This is a genomic window from Pseudomonas karstica, from assembly GCF_009707515.1.
Taxonomy (GTDB): Bacteria; Pseudomonadota; Gammaproteobacteria; order Pseudomonadales; family Pseudomonadaceae; genus Aquipseudomonas; species Aquipseudomonas karstica.
The window spans coordinates 84711-102911 of record NZ_WLYI01000004.1 but is presented as its reverse complement, the minus strand read 5'-3'; the positions used below and the strand labels follow the sequence as shown (position 1 = coordinate 102911).

The window sequence follows — 18201 nt, the reverse complement described above, 5'->3', positions numbered from 1 at the left end:
GCCGAGCGTCTGAATACACTTTAATCAGCTTACTGATGGGACTTCTCGACAAGTCCTACGCCCGACACGGACAATAGTGGCCGACTGACAGGAGTCCATATGCGTCGATTGTTTTTTTCCTTGCTGATGTTCTGCGTTTTGCCCGCCTGGGCAGACAGCCATGACCAGTTGTACGCGGTCGCCGGGTGGCCGGAGCAGCGCGCGCATTTCAATGACGCGTTGAGTGCTGCCCAGCAACGCTACCGCAACAGCTTGCCGCCCGCCGTGTACCAGGCGCTGGTGGACAACAGTAATAAACGCTTCGCGCCAAAAGCGATGGATCAGCGAGCCGCGACTCAGTTACGCAAGAACCTGACAGACCCAGTACCTGCCCTGGCATTTTTCCAATCGCCCCTGGGGCGCAAGGTTGTCGCCGCCGAGTTGCTGGCGACCCGTCGTGATCAACTGGCGAAAAATACCCAGGGACTGCCGCAGATGGAAGCGCAGGCCACCCGCAGCCTGATCATCGGTCACCTGGCCCAGGCGCTGCCCGCCCGTGAAGCCGGCGCGGAAGTCAGCCTGGCGATTGCCGGCGTGGCGGCCGACAGCTTGAGCCAGATGATTCCCGGCTTGCTCGGTAGCGGCCAGGCCCAAAGCATGCTGAATGGCCAGCGCGAGCGCTTGATGCAGCAGATCGGCAATGACCTGAACAACACGTTGTTGTATGTCTATCGGGACTTGTCCGACCCGGAGTTGGAAGAGTTCGCAACGTTTGCGGAATCGCCGGAGGGCAAGGCTTACTATCAGGCGGCGCTGGCGGCGATCCGCGCAGGGTTGGCGGTCGGCCAAAGTACCTCAAGCCTGGCACCCTGATTACCTGCCGCCGCTGCCGAGGCACGAGGCTGCGATGCGTGTCCGCAGGACCGCCCCCGGGGGTCGCTTCGCAACCCATCGCAGCCTCGTGCCTCGGCAGCGGCTACAAGTGGCCAGTGAGGAATTTGAAGTATTCCTGGCGGATCTCCAGAGTTTCATTGGCCAAATGATGCCGGCCCTTGGGCAACATCAATATCGGCGGCTGATCAAACTTCCCTCGCAGCACCTGCAAGTTGTGCTGCCAGTCCACCGTCATGTCCTCCTCCCCCTGCACAATCACCGGCCGCCGCGTGCTGCGCGGCGCGGCTTCTATACGCTTGATCCACCGCGCCAACGCTCCCACCCAGGCGGTAGGCAATTGCCGTGGCTGCAATGGGTCAGCCTCAAGGAACGGTTTGAATTGCGGGTCGTTGCTGTTATCGCTGAAACGTCGGGCGATCCCTTTGACGAAGGGCCTGAGCACGTGATAACTGAGCTGCGACCAACCCCAGGCACGCGGGCGAACCAAGGGTGACAACAGCAACGTCTTGCCCTGTGCCGGGCTGTCGGCGCCGTGGCTGAGCAGGTGATCGACCACAATCGCCCCGCCGGTACTTTGCCCGAACAGATGCCAGGGTTGCGGCAGTTGCAACGCCTTGGCCTGGGCAAACAACCCCTGCACCACATTCTGGTACACCGCAAAATCATCGATGCTCGCCCGTTCGCCACTGGACAGGCCATGGCCCGGCAAGTCGCAGGCAATCACCACGAACCCCTGCTCCAGCGCCCACGCCACCACATGACGGTACAACCCCATGTGGTCGTAGAAGCCGTGGAACATAAACAAAGTGGCCACCGGTTGCGGTGGCCACCAGACCTGGCTGACCACCTCGAACCCATCGACCTCAAAACGCCCCAGGCGGCTGATCACCGCTACCTTGCACTCGGGCAGGTCCAGGCCATAAAAACGCTGGTAGACCCGAGCCTCGGCCGAAAGCGGCTGCGCATCCACCAGGGGCCGCAAGCTTTCGCGTAGGTGATCAGGGTCAAAGGTAACGGGCATAAGAGGTTCCAGACTGAGGCTCATTGCACTGAACAGGTTTTATCGACCTGCGATATTCATCTGTCGGGGCAAGCATGGCAAGCTACGCGATCCTCGAGGACTGATCCAAATGCGACAGCCATACCGTACAACCCTGTTCGCCAGCTTGCTCGTGCTTATCTGCGCCGGCGTGCTGTGGATGGCGTATGACTGGTTCCAGGGACGTTATCTGCGGGTGTTCAGCGAGCACACGGCGGTATTTTCCGGAGACCTGCTGACACTGCCCCCGGACCTTGCCGGCCCCGGCCCCATTCGCCTGGTGCACTTCTGGGACCCGGCCTGCCCGTGCAACGTCGGCAACCAGCAGCACCTGGGCGAACTGATCGAACACTACGCGCCTCAGGGCGTCGAATTCTATGCGCTGCAAAAAGCCGGTAGCAGCGGCCAACTGCCTGAGAACCTGCGAGCGATGAAACCCCTCGCCGCCCTGCCCGGCGCCGAGCAAGTGCCTGCCAGCCCCGCGGTAGGTATCTGGGACCGCACCGGCAAGCTGGCGTATTTCGGGCCCTATAGCGAAGGGCTGAGCTGCAACTCCAGCAACAGCTTTATCGAACCGATCCTGCAAGCCCTGGAAAACAACCGCGAGGTCAATGCGACCCATACCCTGGCGGTGGGCTGCTATTGTTCGTGGCCGGAAGGATTGTAGATCGCCATCACTTATTGTAAGGAATCTTCATGAAGCGCGTCTTGCAGGTCCTCCTGGCTCTGGCAGTGCTGATCGCCCTCGGCGCCGGCTGGTATGTGTACAGCAAGCAGCCGACCCGTCAGGGCACGGTGACGCTGGCCCACCTGCAAGGCTCGGTCAGCGTGCGCTACGACGACCGTGGTGTACCGCACATTCGCGCCGAGAACGAGACCGACCTGTATCGCGCCCTCGGCTACGTGCATGCCCAAGACCGGCTGTTCCAGATGGAAATCATGCGTCGCCTGTCCCGTGGCGAGTTGGCCGAAGTGTTGGGGCCAAAGCTGCTGGAGACCGACAAATTGTTTCGCAGCCTGCGCATCCGTGAACGCGCCACTACCTATGTGGCCCGCATGGATCACCAGTCAGCCTCCTGGAAGGCCCTGCAAGCCTACCTGGACGGTATCAACCAGTATCAGGACAACCACGCCCGGCCCATGGAGTTCGATGTATTGGGCATCCCCAAGCGTGCGTTTACCGCTGAGGACACCATCAGCGTTGCCGGCTACCTGGCCTACAGCTTTGCCGCCGCCTTTCGCACCGAGCCATTGCTGACATACGTACGGGATCAGTTGGGCGACGATTACCTGAAGGTCTTCGACCTCGACTGGCAGCCCAAAGGCGGGCTGAACCTGACCACGGACGACTGGAAGGACCTGGGCGCCATCGCTGCCTTGAGCGCGCAGGCCCTGGCCGACAATGGCCTGCCGCAATACGAAGGCAGCAACGCCTGGGCTATCAGCGGCTCGCGTACCAAGAGCGGCAAGCCGCTGCTGGCGGGTGACCCACATATCCGCTTCTCGGTACCGTCGGTGTGGTACGAGGCGCAGTTGTCAGCACCCGGTTTTGAACTCTACGGCTATCACAATGCCTTGGTGCCGATGGCATTCCTGGGCCACAACCAGGATTTCGGCTGGAGCCTGACCATGTTCCAGAACGACGACGTCGACCTGATCGCCGAGAAAGTGAACCCGGACAACTCCAATCAGGTCTGGTACCACGGCCAATGGGTCGACATGACCCATAGCGAGCAGCAGATCGCCGTCAAGGGACAAGCCCCGGTGACCCTGGCCTTGCGCCAATCACCCCACGGCCCGATCATCAATGACGTGCTCGGCAAAAACGCCGGCAAGACGCCGATTGCCATGTGGTGGGCATTCCTCGAAACCGAGAATCCGATCCTTGAAGGTTTCTATCAACTCAATCGTGCCGACACCCTGGCCAAGGCTCGCAGCGCCGTGGCCAAGGTCCAAGCACCGGGGCTGAATATCGTCTGGGCCAATGCCAAGGGCGATATCGGCTGGTGGGCGGCAGCGCAGTTACCCATCCGCCCGGCAGGGGTCAACCCGGGTTTTATCCTCGACGGCAGTACCGCCCAGGCGGACAAACTCGGCTTCTACCCCTTCAGCGTCAACCCCCAGGAAGAGAACCCGGCGCGCGGTTATGTAGTGTCCGCCAATGCCCAACCTGTATCACCCAGTGGCATGGAGATCCCGGGTTATTACAACCTGTCGGATCGCGGCCAGCAGTTGAACGCACAGTTGAGCGACAACCCAGTGAAATGGGATGTGGACAACAGTCAGGCGTTGCAACTCGGCACCACCACCGCCTATGGCCCACGCCTGCTGGCGCCGCTGCTGCCGGTGCTGCGCGAGGAGGTGAAAGATCCCGCGCAATTGAAGCTGGTGGAACAACTGGCCGCCTGGAAAGGCGACTACCCGCTGGACGCTACCAGCGCCACGCTGTTCAACCAGTTCCTGTTCAACCTCACAGATGCGGTCTTTCTTCCCAAGCTGGGCGACGAGATGTTCAAGACCCTGCTCGGTACCCGCGTGATCGACGCTGCGCTACCACGCCTGGCTGCGTCCCCGGACTCGCCATGGTGGAACGGCCACCGTGCCGAAACCGTCAAGCTCGCCTGGGAAAACAGCCTGACGCACCTGAAAGCGACCTTCGGCGATGATCCGACACAATGGCAGTGGGGCAAGGCGCACACCCTGACCCACGGCCATCCCCTGGGCTCGCAGAAGCCGTTGGACCGGCTGTTTAATATCGGCCCGTTCGCCGCACCCGGTAGCCACGAAGTGCCAAACAACCTCTCCGCCGCCATCGGCCCGGCGCCATGGCCCGTCACCTATGGCCCGTCGACCCGAAGGCTGATCGACTTCGCCGACGCAGCCCACGCCCTGACCATCAACCCGGTGGGGCAAAGCGGTGTGCCGTTTGACAAGCATTACGGGGATCAGGCGCAAACCTACATTGAAGGTGGGTACGAGCAGGCGCACTTCACCGATGAGGAAGTGACAGCCAATACCCGCAGTACGCTCAAATTATTGCCGGCCCGGACACCGCAATAAAACCCGCTGCCAAGCTTCAGATCGGCGCCGCAAAATTCAACCTGAACTGTTGCGGCGTCACCCCCAAGCGACGGCTGAACACGCTGCGCATGTGCTGGGCATCGCGAAACCCGCATTGATAGGCCACTGTTTTCAGCGGTGCATGGCTGCTTTCGAGCATCACCCGCGCCGCATCCACCCGCGCCCGCTCGACAAACTCGGCCGGGGTGATGCGCGCCTCACGGGCAAACACCCGGGAGAAATTGCGCGCGCTCATGTTGGCGGCCTTGGCCAGGTCGGCGATGGTCAGGTCTCCCGTCAGGTTCGCCAACACGTACAGCTGCACCAATGCCACCGCCGAAGTCGATTCGGCGTGAGGCGTAAGGAATGGACTGAACTGCGACTGCCCGCCAGAGCGCTGGGTGAATACCACCAAGCGCTTGGCCACGCTGAGGGCTACTTCCGGCCCGTGATCCTGGGCCAGCAAATACAGCGACAGGTCGATGCCCGCCGTCACCCCGGCGGACGTGTAGAGGTTGCCATCCTGCACGTAGAGACGATCGGCTTCCACCCGAGCCAATGGACATAAATTTGCCAGTGCAGCGGCATCGCCCCAATGGGTGGTGACCGTGCGATTGTCCAGCAACCCGGCGCGGGCCAGCATGAAGGCGCCATTGCAGATCGAACCGAAGCGGTTGGCCCTCGCGCTGGCGTTGCGCAGCCAGTCATCGAACGCCCGGCCGAAATCCCGAAACGGCAGTTGCGGCCCCCCGGCTATCAGCAGCAAGTCATAAGGCTGCAAGGCTTCGCTGAAGTGCCGATGGGCCTGCAACGACAAGCCGTTGGAGCACGCCATGCTGCCGTGTTCCAGGCCAATCACCTGCAACTGGTAATGATCCTCTGGCGGCAGAAAACGGTTGGCCTCGCAGAACACATCCATGGGGCCGGTCACGTCCAGCGATTGGACGCCGGGGAAAATCAGGATGGCGACGGTTTTGCCCATAGGAAGCAAGCCTAGTGATGACCCTACAGAAAAGCCGCCAACATACCATCTGGCACGATGTGGCGGTACATTGGCCGGCATTGCACCCTCGCCACAGTGGTCCCTTCGCCGGCACGCGACCAGACTGGGCTCATCGGCGCCACCCCGGCGCTTCTTGAGGATCACGACCATGAGCAGCACCATCGCCGGCATCAACATCCCCGACAGCGCCTTGGCCAAGGCCACCACCGAATATATCCGCGACGTTGAATCCGATCTGCTGTACCACCACTCCCGCCGGGTGTTCCTGTTTGGCGCCTTGAGCGGTGAGCGTCAGCAATTGGCCTACAACCCGGAGCTGCTTTACGTCGGCGCGATGTTCCACGATCTGGGGCTGGTGGAAGGACACCGCAGCGATGAGGAGCGTTTTGAAGTGGATGGCGCCAATGCCGCCGCGGACTTCCTCAAGCCTTACGGGCTGAGTGACGACGATATCGAGCAGGTGTGGCTGTCCATCGCCCTGCACACCACGCCTGGCGTGCCCAAGCACCTGCGCCCGACTGTGGCGCTGGTGACCGCTGGCGTGGAAATGGACGTGCTGGGCATGGAGTACGAAGCCTTTACCCCCGTGCAGCGCGAAGCGGTGGTGCATGCACATCCACGGGGTGAAGGATTCAAGGAATGCATCATCTGCGCGTTTGCCGACGGCTTGCGCCATCGTCCGCAGACCACGTTTGGCAACGTGAAGACCGATGTACTGGTAGATCAAGAGCCAGGGTTCAAGCCGATGAACTTTGTCGAGGTGATTCGCCAGTCGCCGTGGGTGGCCTAGCGAGATCGTCCCCACGCTCTGCGTGGGAACGATCATCATCGTTAGACCGGTGCTTGCGCCCGACGCGCATCCGGCTGTTTCCAGCCGTCCGCCGCCGCTTCTTCGATCGCTTGCTGGATCGCTTTCTTGCGGCGCTCTTCGGCACGGCGGCTGAAGAACCATACCAGGAAGGTCACCAACGACACTGCCAACAGGATCAGGCTGGCCACAGCGTTGATCTCCGGCTTAACCCCCAGGCGCACCGCCGAGAAGACCTCCATCGGCAAGGTGGTCGAGCCCGGCCCCGACACAAAGCTGGCCAGTACCAAGTCATCCAGGGACAGGGCGAAGGACATCATCGCGCCGGCCGCCAACGACGGCGCAATCATCGGGATGGTAATCAGGAAGAACACCTTCCACGGCCGCGCCCCCAGGTCCATCGCCGCTTCTTCGATCGACAGGTCCAGCTCACGCAAGCGCGCCGACACCACCACCGCCACATACGCCGAACAGAACGTTGTGTGGGCGATCCAGATGGTGACAATGCCACGCTCCTGGGGCCAGCCGATCATCTGCGCCATGGCCACGAACAGCAGCAACAGCGACAGCCCAGTGATCACTTCAGGCATCACCAATGGCGCCGTCACCAGGCCACCGAACAGCGTACGGCCCTTGAACTGGCTGATGCGCGTCAGCACGAACGCCGCCAACGTACCCAGTGCCACCGCGGCCACCGCCGTGTAGCAGGCAATTTCCAGGGAGCGGGCCACCGAGCCCATCAATTGAGTGTTATCCAGCAGGCCGACGTACCACTTGATCGACCAGCCGCCCCATACCGTCACCAACTTGGATTCGTTGAACGAATAGATCACCAGGATCAGCATCGGCAGGTAGATGAACACCAACCCCACCACCAGCATGAAGCTTGAGAAACGAAAGCGCCTCATATCTTGCCCTCCATCTCTTTGGCTTGGCTGCGGTTGAACAAGATGATCGGCACAATCAGGATCGCCAGCATCACTACCGCCAGGGCAGAGGCCACCGGCCAGTCACGGTTGTTGAAGAATTCTTGCCACAGCACTTTACCGATCATGAGGGTTTCCGGACCGCCCAGCAGCTCCGGAATCACGAACTCGCCCACCACCGGGATAAACACCAGCATGCAGCCAGCGATGATGCCGTTCTTGGACAGCGGCACGGTGATTTTCCAGAAACTGTTGAAGGTACTCGAACCCAGGTCCGACGCCGCTTCCAGCAGGCTCTGGTCATGTTTGACCAGGTTGGCGTACAGCGGCAGGATCATGAATGGCAGGTAGGAGTAGACCACGCCGATATACACCGCGATGTTGGTGTTGAGGATCTGCAACGGCTCGTTGATCAGCCCCATGGACATCAGGAAACCGTTGAGCAAGCCGTTATTGCTCAGGATACCCATCCACGCATACACGCGGATCAGGATCGCCGTCCAGGTCGGCATCATGATCAGCAACACCAGCACGGTTTGCATTTCCTTGCGGGCACTGGCGATGGCGTAGGCCATCGGGTAGCCGATCAGCAGGCACAGCAGCGTGCTGAAAAATGCCATTTTCAGCGAGCCCAGGTACGCGGCGATGTACAACTCGTCGCCCGCCAGCAAACTGTAGTTGCCCAGGTTCAGCACCAGTTGCAGCTTCTGTTCAACGTAGGTGTAGATCTCGGTGTAAGGCGGGATTGCCACATCGGCTTCGGCAAAGCTGATCTTCAAGACAATGAAGAACGGCAACATGAAGAACAGGAACAACCAGAGAAAAGGGATCCCGATGACCACATGCCGGCCACCGGGGGTTATTCGTTGCAGTTGGCGTTTGAGCTTCTTCATGTTCATGAGCGAAGTACCACGCCGCTATCGTCTTCCCACCACACATAGACCTGGTCGCCCCAGGTCGGGCGTGCGCCACGGCGCTCGGCGTTGGCGACGAAGGACTGCACCAGCTTGCCATTGGGCAGTTCCACGTAGAACACCGAGTGCCCGCCAAGGTAGGCGATGTCGTGCACTTTGCCGCTGGACCAATTGTGTTCGCAGGTCGGCATCTCAGAGGTCACCAGCAGCTTTTCAGGGCGAATGGCGTAGGTCACCGACTTGTCTTCCACCGAAGTGGCGATGCCGTAACCCACGTAGATGTCTCGGTCCAGGTCGGCACACTTGAGCACCGCGTGACCTTCGGCGTCATCCACCACCTGGGTTTCGAAGATGTTGACGTTGCCGATGAACTCGCACACCAGGCGGCTGGTGGGCGTCTCGTAGATGTCGATCGGGCTGCCGATCTGGGCGATCCAGCCCAGGTGCATGATCGCAATGCGTTCGGCCATGGTCATGGCCTCTTCCTGGTCGTGAGTCACCATCACGCAGGTCACGCCGACGCGCTCGATGATTTCCACAAGTTCAAGCTGCATCTGCGAGCGCAGCTTCTTGTCCAGGGCGCCCATTGGCTCATCGAGCAGCAGCAGCTTCGGACGCTTGGCCAGGGAGCGTGCCAGGGCCACTCGCTGACGCTGGCCGCCAGACAGTTGGTGCGGCTTGCGCTTGGCGAACTGACTCATCTGTACCAGCTTGAGCATCTCGGCCACCCGGGCGTCGACTTCCGCCTTGGGAATCCTGTCCTGCTGCAGGCCAAAGGCGATGTTCTGGGCCACGGTCATGTGGGGGAACAAGGCGTAGGACTGAAACATCATATTGATCGGCCGCTCATAGGGCGGCATGTCGGTGATGTCTACACCGTCGAGGTAAATGCGTCCTTCCGTTGGGCGCTCGAAGCCTGCAAGCATGCGCAGCAAGGTGGATTTGCCCGAACCCGATCCACCAAGCAAGGCGAAGATCTCGCCTTTCTTGATTTCCAGGGACACATCGTCCACGGCAATCGTCTCGTCGAACTTCTTCGTGACCCGGTCGATTTTGACCAGCACCTTTTTCGGTGTCTGGTCGCCCTCGAGGGCTTTCTTATAGGCGCCGGAGGCAACTGCCATTTACGAAACTCCCAACAAAATTTGCAGGTCATCCACTGCGGACGAACCCTGGATAGTTTGAGCCTTGAGTCTTATTTGCCCGACTTGACCTTGGTCCAGCTGCGGGTCATCAAACGTTGCACCTTCGGGGGTAGCTCGCCGTTGACAAAAGTCCGGTCGAGAACCGCCTGCGGTGGGTAAACCGCTTCGTCGGTGCGTATCGACTGCTCCATCAGTTTGTCCGACCCCGGGTTAGGGTTGGCGTAACCGACGTAATCACTGACCTGAGCGATCACTTCAGGTTGCAGCAAATAGTTGATGAAGGCGTGGGCTTCCTTGACGTTGTCGGAATCCTTGGGGATCGCCAGCACATCAAACCAGAGGTTGCCGCCTTCCTTGGGAATCACGTAGGCGATGTTTATGCCCTTGCCCGCCTCGGCCGCACGAGCCTTGGCCTGGAACACATCCCCGGAGAACCCGGCGGCCACGCAGATGTTGCCATTGGCCAGGTCCGAGATGTATTTGGAGGAGTGGAAGTAGGTCACGTAAGGACGCACTTTCAATAATTTTTCTTCGGCCTTCTTGTAATCGGCCGGGTTCTGGCTGTTGGGGTCCAGGCCCATATAGTTGAGCACCGCCGGCAACATTTCATCGGCCGAATCCATAAAGGAGACGCCACAGCTGGACAGCTTCTTCATGTTTTCCGGCTCGAACAGCACGGCCCAGGAGTCGATCTTGTCCACGCCCAGTACTTCTTTGACTTTATCGACGTTGTAGCCAATGCCGTTGGTGCCCCACAGATAAGGCACAGCGTATTGGTTACCCGGATCGTTCTTTTCCAGGCGCTTGAGCAGCGCCGGGTCAAGGTTGGCGTAGTTGCTCAACTGCGCCCTGTCGATTTTCTGGAACGCCCCAGCCTTGATTTGCTTGCCGAGGAAGTGATTGGACGGCACCACCACGTCATAACCGGTATGGCCGGCCAGGAGTTTGCCTTCCAGGGTTTCGTTGGAATCGAACACGTCGTATACGGGCTTGATGCCGGTGGCCTTCTCAAAGTTGGCCAGTGTGTCGGGGCCGATATAGTCCGACCAGTTGTAAACATGCACGGTTGAAGCCGCTTGCACGTTGACTGCCAACGTAAGGCTTGCGCCTACCAGCAAGGCTTTGCGAAATAAGGAAATTGGCAAGTGGAGGTCCTCTCAAATAGTTGGGCCCAAGTTGTTGCCCGAATTGCAGGGCCGTTTGACCGCCCGACAACAAAACCGGCGCGCAACTTACCCTCGATAAACCGATCCGGCAAAACTTTATGTCATTTAATTATGTCGTTAACCACCGCGCGCGCCGTGGTGGTTAACGAACACTGCCTCAAACCGACTTATCTGCCCGATTTGATCTTGGTCCAACTACGCGTCAGTACCCGCAAGGTAGTGGGAGGCAGATCGCTGATGGCGTACAGCTTGGCCTTCACTTCATCCGTTGGATAGATGCTCGGGTCGCCCGAGATATCTTTGTTCACCAGCGGCGTGGCAGCCTTGTTACCGTTCGGGAAACGTACGCTGTTGGTGATTTCGGCCATGACGTTAGGCTCCATCAGGTAGTTCATGAACTGATAGGCAGCGTCGAGATTCTCGGCATCTTTAGGAATGGCAACCATGTCGTAGAAACTGCCTGCGCCTTCCTTGGGAATGACGTAAGACACTTTGACCTTGCCGCCGGCTTCAGCAGCACGGGATTTGGATTGTTCCACGTCGCCCGAGTAACCCACGGCGACGCAGATGTTGCCGTTGGCCAGGTCCGAGATGTACTTGGAGGAGTGGAAATAGCCCACCGAAGGGCGGATTTTGAGGAACAGCGCTTCGGCTTCAGCCAACTGCTTCTTGTCGGTGCTGTCGGTCGGGTAGCCCAGGTAATGCAGGGCCGCGGGAATCATTTCTGTCGGCGAGTCGAGGAAGCTCACGCCACAGCTTTTGAGTTTCGCGATGTTCTCGGGCTTGAACAGCACATCCCAAGAGTCGATCTTGTCGACGCCCAGCGCAGCCTTGACCTTGTCAGGGTTGTAGCCAATGCCGATGGTGCCCCACATGTAGGGAAACGCATGCTGGTTGCCCTTGTCACTGGCGTCGCCAACCGCCTTGAGCAGGTCGGCATCAAGGTTCTTCCAGTTCGGCAACTTGGACTTGTCCAGTTCCTGATAAACGCCGGCCTTGATCTGCTTGGCGAGGAAGTTGTTCGACGGAATGACGATGTCGTAACCGGACTTGCCTGCCAGCAACTTGGCTTCCAGGGTTTCGTTGCTGTCAAAAACGTCGTACACCACCTTGATACCGGACTCTTTTTCAAAGTTGGCAATGGTGTCCGGTGCGATGTAGTCGGACCAGTTATAGATGTGCAGCACTTTATTGTCGGCCTGTGCCGTGCCCGCCGCCATAGCACCCATCAAGGACAAGGCCAGGAGGGTCTTGCCAGCGGTCTTCAAACCTAATGCCTTCATTTGGTCATGCTCCAATTTTTTCTTTTTTTGGGCCACGTTCTTTATCTATAGATCTGCAATGTTCCGTGGCCGGTCGAAGGCCGACAAAACAGGGCGACAGTCTGGCAAGTTCAAGGGCCGGCTTTCAACCAAAGCACTCTTTTTTATCAATGCGTTTCTTTATCAATGTGCTTTATCACTGTGCTTTATCACTGCGCTTTTAGCACTGCCCGGCGGAGCGCCCGAAGGCGACTCCGATCTGAGCCTAGCACTTAGCCCTGCAACGCCGCCAAGGTCAGGTCCAGGCAGTGACGCGCCTTGGTCACCAACTCGTCAATCTCGGCCTTGCTGATCACCAGCGGCGGCGAAATGATCATGGTGTCACCCACGGCACGCATGATCAGGCCATTCTCGAAGCAGAAGGTGCGGCAGATCATGCCAACACCTTTGCCTTCGTAACGCTTGCGTGTCGCCTTGTCCTGTACCAGTTCAATCGCACCCAGCATGCCGACACCGCGCACTTCACCCACCAGTGGATGATCCGCCAGCTCACGTAGACGTTTCTGCAAATACGGTGCCGTTTCTTCCTGAACACGGCTGACGATTTTTTCATCGCGCATGATGCGGATGTTTTCCAGGGCTACCGCAGCGGCTACCGGGTGACCGGAATAGGTGAAGCCGTGGTTGAAATCGCCGCCTTCGTTGAGTACCGCTACCACTTCGTCACGTACGATCAAGCCACCCATCGGGATGTAACCGGAGGTCAGGCCCTTGGCGATGGTCATCATGTCGGGCGCAAGGTCGTAAAAATCGCTGCCGAACCATTCGCCGGTGCGACCGAAACCGCAGATCACTTCATCGGCGACAAACAGGATGTCGTACTTGGCAAGAATTTCCTTGATGCGCGGCCAGTAGCTGTCTGGCGGCACGATCACACCACCGGCGCCCTGGATCGGCTCGGCAATAAAGGCACCGACGTTGTCCACACCCAGTTCCAGAATCTTCTCTTCCAGTTGGTTGGCGGCCCAGATACCGAACGTTTCTGGGCTCATCTCGCCACCTTCGCCGAACCAGTACGGCTGGGCGATGTGGACGATGCCCGGGATCGGCAAGTCGCCCTGCTCGTGCATGTAGGTCATGCCGCCCAGGCTGGCGCCCGCCACAGTGGAGCCGTGATAGCCGTTCTTGCGGCTGATGATGGTTTTCTTGTTCGGCTGGCCTTTGATCGCCCAATAGTGGCGGACCATTCGCAGCATGGTGTCGTTGCCTTCGGAACCGGAACCGGTGAAAAACACATGGTTCATGCCTGCCGGGGCGATGTCGGAAATGGCCTTGGCCAGTTCCAATACCGGCGGGTGGGCGGTCTGGAAGAACAGGTTGTAGTAAGGCAGTTCTTTCATCTGCTTGGCGGCGGCGTCAGCCAGTTCATCGCGACCGTAGCCGATCGCCACGCACCACAGGCCAGCCATGCCGTCGAGGATCTTGTTGCCTTCGCTATCCCACAGATAAACGCCGTGGGCTTTGGTGATGATCCGGGGGCCTTTCTCTTTCAATTGCTTGAAGTCGCTGAACGGCGCCAGGTGGTGACCATTGCTCAAGGCTTGCCATTCACGGGTTTGCGGGTTGTTGCTGGACATACCAATCTCCTAAAATATTCAGGTGAGGGCGCGGCGCTTGGCCACCGCGCCCGGCGCATCAGACGGCAAAGAGCAGGAATTCCCGCTCCCACGAACTGATGACGCGCTTGAAGTTCTCATGCTCGGCCCGCTTGACCGCGACGTAGCCTGTGATGAATTTTTGACCCAGGTATTTCTCGATGGTCTTGCTGTTTTCCATCCGCTCCAGGGCGTCTTCGATAGTCAACGGCAGGCGCAGGTTGCGTCGTTCGTAACCACGGCCGACCACCGGCGCACTTGGGTTGATGCCTTCAACCATGCCGATGTAGCCGCACAGCAGGCTGGCGGCAATCGCCAGGTACGGGTTGGCGTCGGCGCCCGGCAGGCGGTTTTCCACCCGGCGGTTCTGTGGGCCGGCGTCCGGTACCCGCAGGCCGACGGTGCGGTTTTCTTCACCCCACTCCACGTTCACCGGTGCCGACGTGTCCGGCAGGAAGCGGCGGAACGAGTTGACGTTGGGGGCAAACAGCGGCAACAGCTCGGGAATGAACTTCTGCAGACCACCAATGTGGTGCAGGAACAGTTCGCTCTTGGTGCCGTCTTCATTAGAGAACACGTTCTTGCCCGTCGCGATATCAATAATGCTCTGGTGCAGGTGCATGGCGCTGCCGGGCTCGCCGGTCATGGGCTTGGCCATGAAGGTGGCCGCCACATCATGCTTGAGCGCCGCTTCACGCATGGTGCGCTTGAACACCAGGATCTGGTCGGCCAGGGACAGGGCATCACCGTGACGGAAGTTGATTTCCATCTGCGCCGTACCGTCCTCGTGGATCAGGGTGTCGAGGTCCAGCTCCTGCAGTTCACACCAGTCGTAAACGTCTTCGAACAGCGGGTCGAATTCGTTGGCTGCTTCTATAGAGAAAGATTGGCGACCGGTTTCCGGACGCCCGGAACGGCCAATCGGCGGTTGCAGCGGGAAGTCCGGGTCTTCGCAGCGCTTGGTCAGGTAAAACTCCATCTCCGGCGCCACGATGGGCTGCCAGCCTTTATCGGCGTAGAGCTTGAGGACCTTCTTGAGCACGTTGCGCGGCGACAGCTCGATGGGGTTGCCTTGCTTGTCGTAGGTGTCGTGGATCACCTGGGCCGTAGGTTCGATGGCCCAGGGCACGAGGAATACCGCGTTCTCGTCCGGGCGGCAGATCATGTCGATGTCGGCCGGGTCGAGCAGTTCGTAATAGATGTCGTCTTCGACATAGTCGCCGGTCACGGTCTGCAACAGAACGCTCTCGGGCAGGCGCATGCCTTTTTCGGCGATGAACTTGTTGGTCGGCGAGATCTTGCCCCGGGTGATGCCGGTGAGGTCGCCAATCATGCATTCGACTTCTGTGATCTTATGGTCTTTCAACCAATCGGTGAGCTGGTCGAGGTTGTTACTCATAAATGCCTCTGGGCTGGGTTTCCTGACATCCATTAAAGGTCAGGCGTTGGTTGACGCAGCATCCGCGTCGTTTTGTCGATCCGGGTAGGAGCTTACCTGCCATTTGCGATGACGTTGTACTCATCAAGCAAAACCCGTGCAGAATCACGAGCGGCACCCCGAATGGGGGCGGCTCTGCGAGCAGATGGGGATTGCAGGTGAGAAGGTGATCCGATAAAGACAATAGCGGCCAGGCCGTCAAGAATATTGGCCGGATCGAGCACTGGCGCCAGGGACGGAATTATCATTGACCTGCCCTTGGCAGCGATGGCCACTGCACGGACGCATTTGTCGCCACTGATGTGATAAGCATGCAAACCGACCTGTCTGGAGCAGGCGGTGACGCCGATTAACGGCAGGCGAGACATGAAGCACCCCGGTATTATTGCTGTTATGGGTTTAAATCGAGCTTAGCCTTGTTCATTTTTTTACACAACACCCCCGTAAAAAATACAACACGGCCCGCTCAAGCCTGCAAGATCCAAGCGCCTCATTCACAAGAAACCGCCCCAAAAAGCCTCAAAAATGCCCTCGTGGCGCTTTTTTAGGGCAAAAAAGGCCTCGCTTGACTTCGGCATGCCGTTCGGGTTGACTGAAACCCGAAGAGATCAATGATTGATATTTTTAACAACAAAGGTGTTGCATCATGTCGGTACCCCCGCGTGCCGTTCAGCTGAATGAAGCGAACGCGTTCCTTAAGGAACATCCTGAGGTTCTGTACGTTGACCTTCTAATTGCGGATATGAATGGTGTGGTGCGCGGCAAGCGCATCGAACGCACCAGCCTCCACAAGGTTTACGAGAAAGGCATCAACCTGCCGGCCTCTTTATTTGCCCTGGATATCAATGGCTCGACGGTGGAAAGCACCGGCCTGGGCCTGGACATCGGTGATGCTGACCGAATCTGTTATCCAATCCCCGACACCCTGTGCAATGAACCCTGGCAAAAGCGCCCAACCGCGCAGTTGCTGATGACCATGCACGAACTCGAAGGTGAACCTTTCTTCGCCGATCCTCGCGAAGTGTTGCGCCAAGTCGTAAGCAAGTTCGATGACCTCGGCCTGACCATCTGCGCCGCATTCGAGCTGGAGTTCTACCTGATTGACCAGGAGAACGTGAATGGCCGGCCACAACCACCGCGCTCGCCGATCTCCGGCAAACGCCCGCACTCGACACAGGTCTACCTGATCGACGACCTCGACGAATACGTCGACTGCCTCCAGGACATTCTGGAAGGTGCGAAAGAGCAAGGCATCCCTGCCGACGCCATCGTCAAGGAAAGCGCCCCGGCGCAGTTCGAAGTGAACCTGCACCACGTTGCCGACCCTATAAAGGCCTGCGACTACGCGGTACTGCTCAAGCGCTTGATCAAAAACATCGCCTACGACCATGAGATGGACACCACCTTCATGGCCAAGCCTTACCCAGGCCAGGCAGGCAACGGTTTACACGTACACATTTCGATCCTGGACAAGGACGGCAAGAACATCTTTGCCAGCGAGGATCCCGAGCAGAACGCCGCATTGCGTCACGCAATCGGCGGTGTGCTGGAGACCCTACCCGCCCAAATGGCGTTCCTGTGCCCCAACGTCAACTCCTACCGTCGTTTCGGTGCACAGTTCTATGTGCCGAATTCGCCGTGCTGGGGCCTGGACAACCGCACCGTGGCGATTCGTGTGCCGACCGGCTCTTCAGATGCCGTACGTATCGAACACCGCGTGGCCGGTGCCGATGCCAACCCGTATCTGCTGATGGCTTCGGTCCTGGCAGGCGTGCACCACGGCCTGACCAACAAGATCGAACCGGGTGCTCCGGTGGAAGGCAATAGCTACGAGCAGAACGAACAAAGCCTGCCGAACAACCTGCGCGATGCGTTGCGTGAGTTGGACGACAGTGAGGTGATGGCCAAGTACATCGATCCTAAATACATCGATATCTTCGTCGCCTGTAAGGAAAGTGAGCTGGAGGAGTTCGAACACTCCATCTCCGACCTTGAGTACAACTGGTACCTGCATACCGTGTAAGCGGTTGCAACAGTAAAAGGAACGCCGCAGGCTTTTGGCTTGCGGCGTTTTTTTATGGCTGTTGCAGGAGCGAGCTTGCTCGCGAAGAACTCAAGGGCGCTGCGTTTATCCTGGTTTCCCGCGTCATCGTTGACGACCCTCGCGAGCAAGCTTGCTTCTACATAGATCAAGGTATGGATCATCCCAAAGCTCTGCGTACAATGCCCGCAGCCCTGTAGGAGACTTCGATGACCCGTCCCGCCCCCCCTCGTAAACCCCGCGCTCGCAGCCAGGCCCGGATCGACGCGATCCTCGACGCGGCCCGCACCTTGCTGGCCGCCGAAGGCGTGGCCAGTTTGTCGATCTACGGCGTGGCTGAACGGGCACAGATTCCGCCGTCGTCGGTGTATCACTTCTTCGCCAGCGTACCGGCGCTGCTGGAGGCATTGACGGCTGACGTCCACGCCGCCTTCCGCGCAGCCATCCAGGCACCCATCGATCACCACGCACTCACACACTGGCGCGACCTCTCCTACGTGATCGAACAACGCATGCTCAACATCTACAGCAACGACGCCGCCGCCCGCCAGTTGATCCTCGCCCAGCATGGCCTCACCGAAGTCACCCAGGCTGACCGTCAACATGATCTGGAGTTGGGCGACCTGATGCTGGAGGTATTCAACCACCACTTCGAAGTCCCGACCCTGCCCAGCGATGTCGATGTGTTCGCCTTGGCCCTGGAGCTGAGCGACCGCGTCTATGCGCGCTCGGTGCATCAACACGGGCAAATTACCCCACGTATGGCCGAGGAAGGGATGCGGGTGTTTGATGCATATGTGGGGCTGTATCTGCCGGCGTTTTTGCCTAAGCGCGTGGTCTGATCGTTCCCACGCAGAGCATGGGAGCGATC

Annotated in this window: 15 protein-coding genes and 1 pseudogene; 6 read left to right on the top strand and 10 right to left on the bottom strand. The window is 59.2% G+C overall.

Going from position 1 to position 18201, the window contains the following annotated elements; genetic code table 11:
- Positions 1–99 precede the first annotated feature (99 nt).
- Complete coding sequence (locus GIR22_RS04460; RefSeq protein WP_154742145.1) at positions 100–852, top strand: DUF2059 domain-containing protein; 753 nt, start codon at positions 100–102, stop codon at positions 850–852.
- A gap of 103 nt (positions 853–955) precedes the next feature.
- Here GIR22_RS04460 and bipL read toward each other — a convergent pair whose 3' ends face one another.
- On the bottom strand, positions 956–1894 hold the full coding sequence (bipL, locus tag GIR22_RS04455) for a phospholipase BipL (protein ID WP_154742144.1): 939 nt from the start codon (positions 1892–1894) through the stop codon (positions 956–958).
- 109 nt (positions 1895–2003) lie between these two features.
- Here bipL and GIR22_RS04450 point away from each other — a divergent pair, with 109 nt between their 5' ends.
- Together GIR22_RS04450 and GIR22_RS04445 are read left to right on the top strand one after the other, a co-directional pair.
- The gene (locus GIR22_RS04450) at positions 2004–2579 is read left to right on the top strand and encodes a DUF6436 domain-containing protein (protein ID WP_154742143.1); all 576 of its coding nucleotides are present in this window, start codon (positions 2004–2006) and stop codon (positions 2577–2579) included.
- Positions 2580–2608: 29 nt separating this feature from the next.
- Positions 2609–4972 carry a penicillin acylase family protein gene (locus GIR22_RS04445; protein WP_154742142.1) on the top strand — a complete coding sequence of 788 codons (2364 nt, stop codon included), beginning with the start codon at positions 2609–2611 and terminating at the stop codon, positions 4970–4972.
- A gap of 16 nt (positions 4973–4988) precedes the next feature.
- On the opposite strand, the gene GIR22_RS04440 is transcribed toward GIR22_RS04445, so the two are convergent.
- The gene (locus GIR22_RS04440) at positions 4989–5954 is read right to left on the bottom strand and encodes a GlxA family transcriptional regulator (RefSeq protein ID WP_154742141.1); all 966 of its coding nucleotides are present in this window, start codon (positions 5952–5954) and stop codon (positions 4989–4991) included.
- 169 nt (positions 5955–6123) lie between these two features.
- Here GIR22_RS04440 and GIR22_RS04435 point away from each other — a divergent pair, with 169 nt between their 5' ends.
- On the top strand, positions 6124–6765 hold the full coding sequence (locus GIR22_RS04435; RefSeq protein WP_154742140.1) for an HD domain-containing protein: 642 nt from the start codon (positions 6124–6126) through the stop codon (positions 6763–6765).
- Positions 6766–6806: 41 nt separating this feature from the next.
- Here GIR22_RS04435 and GIR22_RS04430 read toward each other — a convergent pair whose 3' ends face one another.
- The 8 genes and pseudogenes from GIR22_RS04430 to GIR22_RS04395 form a co-directional block, all read right to left on the bottom strand.
- Positions 6807–7691: an ABC transporter permease subunit gene (locus tag GIR22_RS04430; protein ID WP_154742139.1), complete on the bottom strand. Its 885-nt coding sequence runs from the start codon at positions 7689–7691 to the stop codon at positions 6807–6809.
- Positions 7688–8608 carry an ABC transporter permease subunit gene (locus tag GIR22_RS04425; protein ID WP_154742138.1) on the bottom strand — a complete coding sequence of 307 codons (921 nt, stop codon included), beginning with the start codon at positions 8606–8608 and terminating at the stop codon, positions 7688–7690. The genes GIR22_RS04430 and GIR22_RS04425 overlap by 4 nt, the downstream gene beginning before the upstream one ends.
- Positions 8605–9747, bottom strand: a complete 1143-nt coding sequence (locus GIR22_RS04420) for an ABC transporter ATP-binding protein (RefSeq protein WP_154742137.1) — start codon at positions 9745–9747, stop codon at positions 8605–8607. The genes GIR22_RS04425 and GIR22_RS04420 overlap by 4 nt, the downstream gene beginning before the upstream one ends.
- Before the next feature lie 71 nt (positions 9748–9818).
- The gene (locus tag GIR22_RS04415) at positions 9819–10913 is read right to left on the bottom strand and encodes a polyamine ABC transporter substrate-binding protein (RefSeq protein ID WP_154742136.1); all 1095 of its coding nucleotides are present in this window, start codon (positions 10911–10913) and stop codon (positions 9819–9821) included.
- 188 nt (positions 10914–11101) lie between these two features.
- Positions 11102–12217, bottom strand: coding sequence for a polyamine ABC transporter substrate-binding protein (locus GIR22_RS04410; protein ID WP_178122084.1), 1116 nt, complete (start codon positions 12215–12217; stop codon positions 11102–11104).
- Between the two features lie 251 nt (positions 12218–12468).
- Complete coding sequence (locus tag GIR22_RS04405; RefSeq protein ID WP_154742135.1) at positions 12469–13833, bottom strand: aspartate aminotransferase family protein; 1365 nt, start codon at positions 13831–13833, stop codon at positions 12469–12471.
- 58 nt (positions 13834–13891) lie between these two features.
- Positions 13892–15250: a glutamine synthetase family protein gene (locus tag GIR22_RS04400; RefSeq protein WP_154742134.1), complete on the bottom strand. Its 1359-nt coding sequence runs from the start codon at positions 15248–15250 to the stop codon at positions 13892–13894.
- A gap of 134 nt (positions 15251–15384) precedes the next feature.
- Positions 15385–15657: pseudogene (locus GIR22_RS04395) on the bottom strand (gamma-glutamyl-gamma-aminobutyrate hydrolase family protein); the annotation flags it as partial.
- Positions 15658–15935: 278 nt separating this feature from the next.
- On the opposite strand from GIR22_RS04395, the gene GIR22_RS04390 reads away from it, so the two are divergent.
- Positions 15936–17312 carry a glutamine synthetase family protein gene (locus tag GIR22_RS04390; protein WP_154742132.1) on the top strand — a complete coding sequence of 459 codons (1377 nt, stop codon included), beginning with the start codon at positions 15936–15938 and terminating at the stop codon, positions 17310–17312.
- 227 nt (positions 17313–17539) lie between these two features.
- Positions 17540–18172 (top strand): TetR/AcrR family transcriptional regulator, encoded by a 633-nt coding sequence (locus GIR22_RS04385; protein WP_154742131.1) that lies wholly within the window; start codon positions 17540–17542, stop codon positions 18170–18172.
- Positions 18173–18201: the final 29 nt, after the last annotated feature.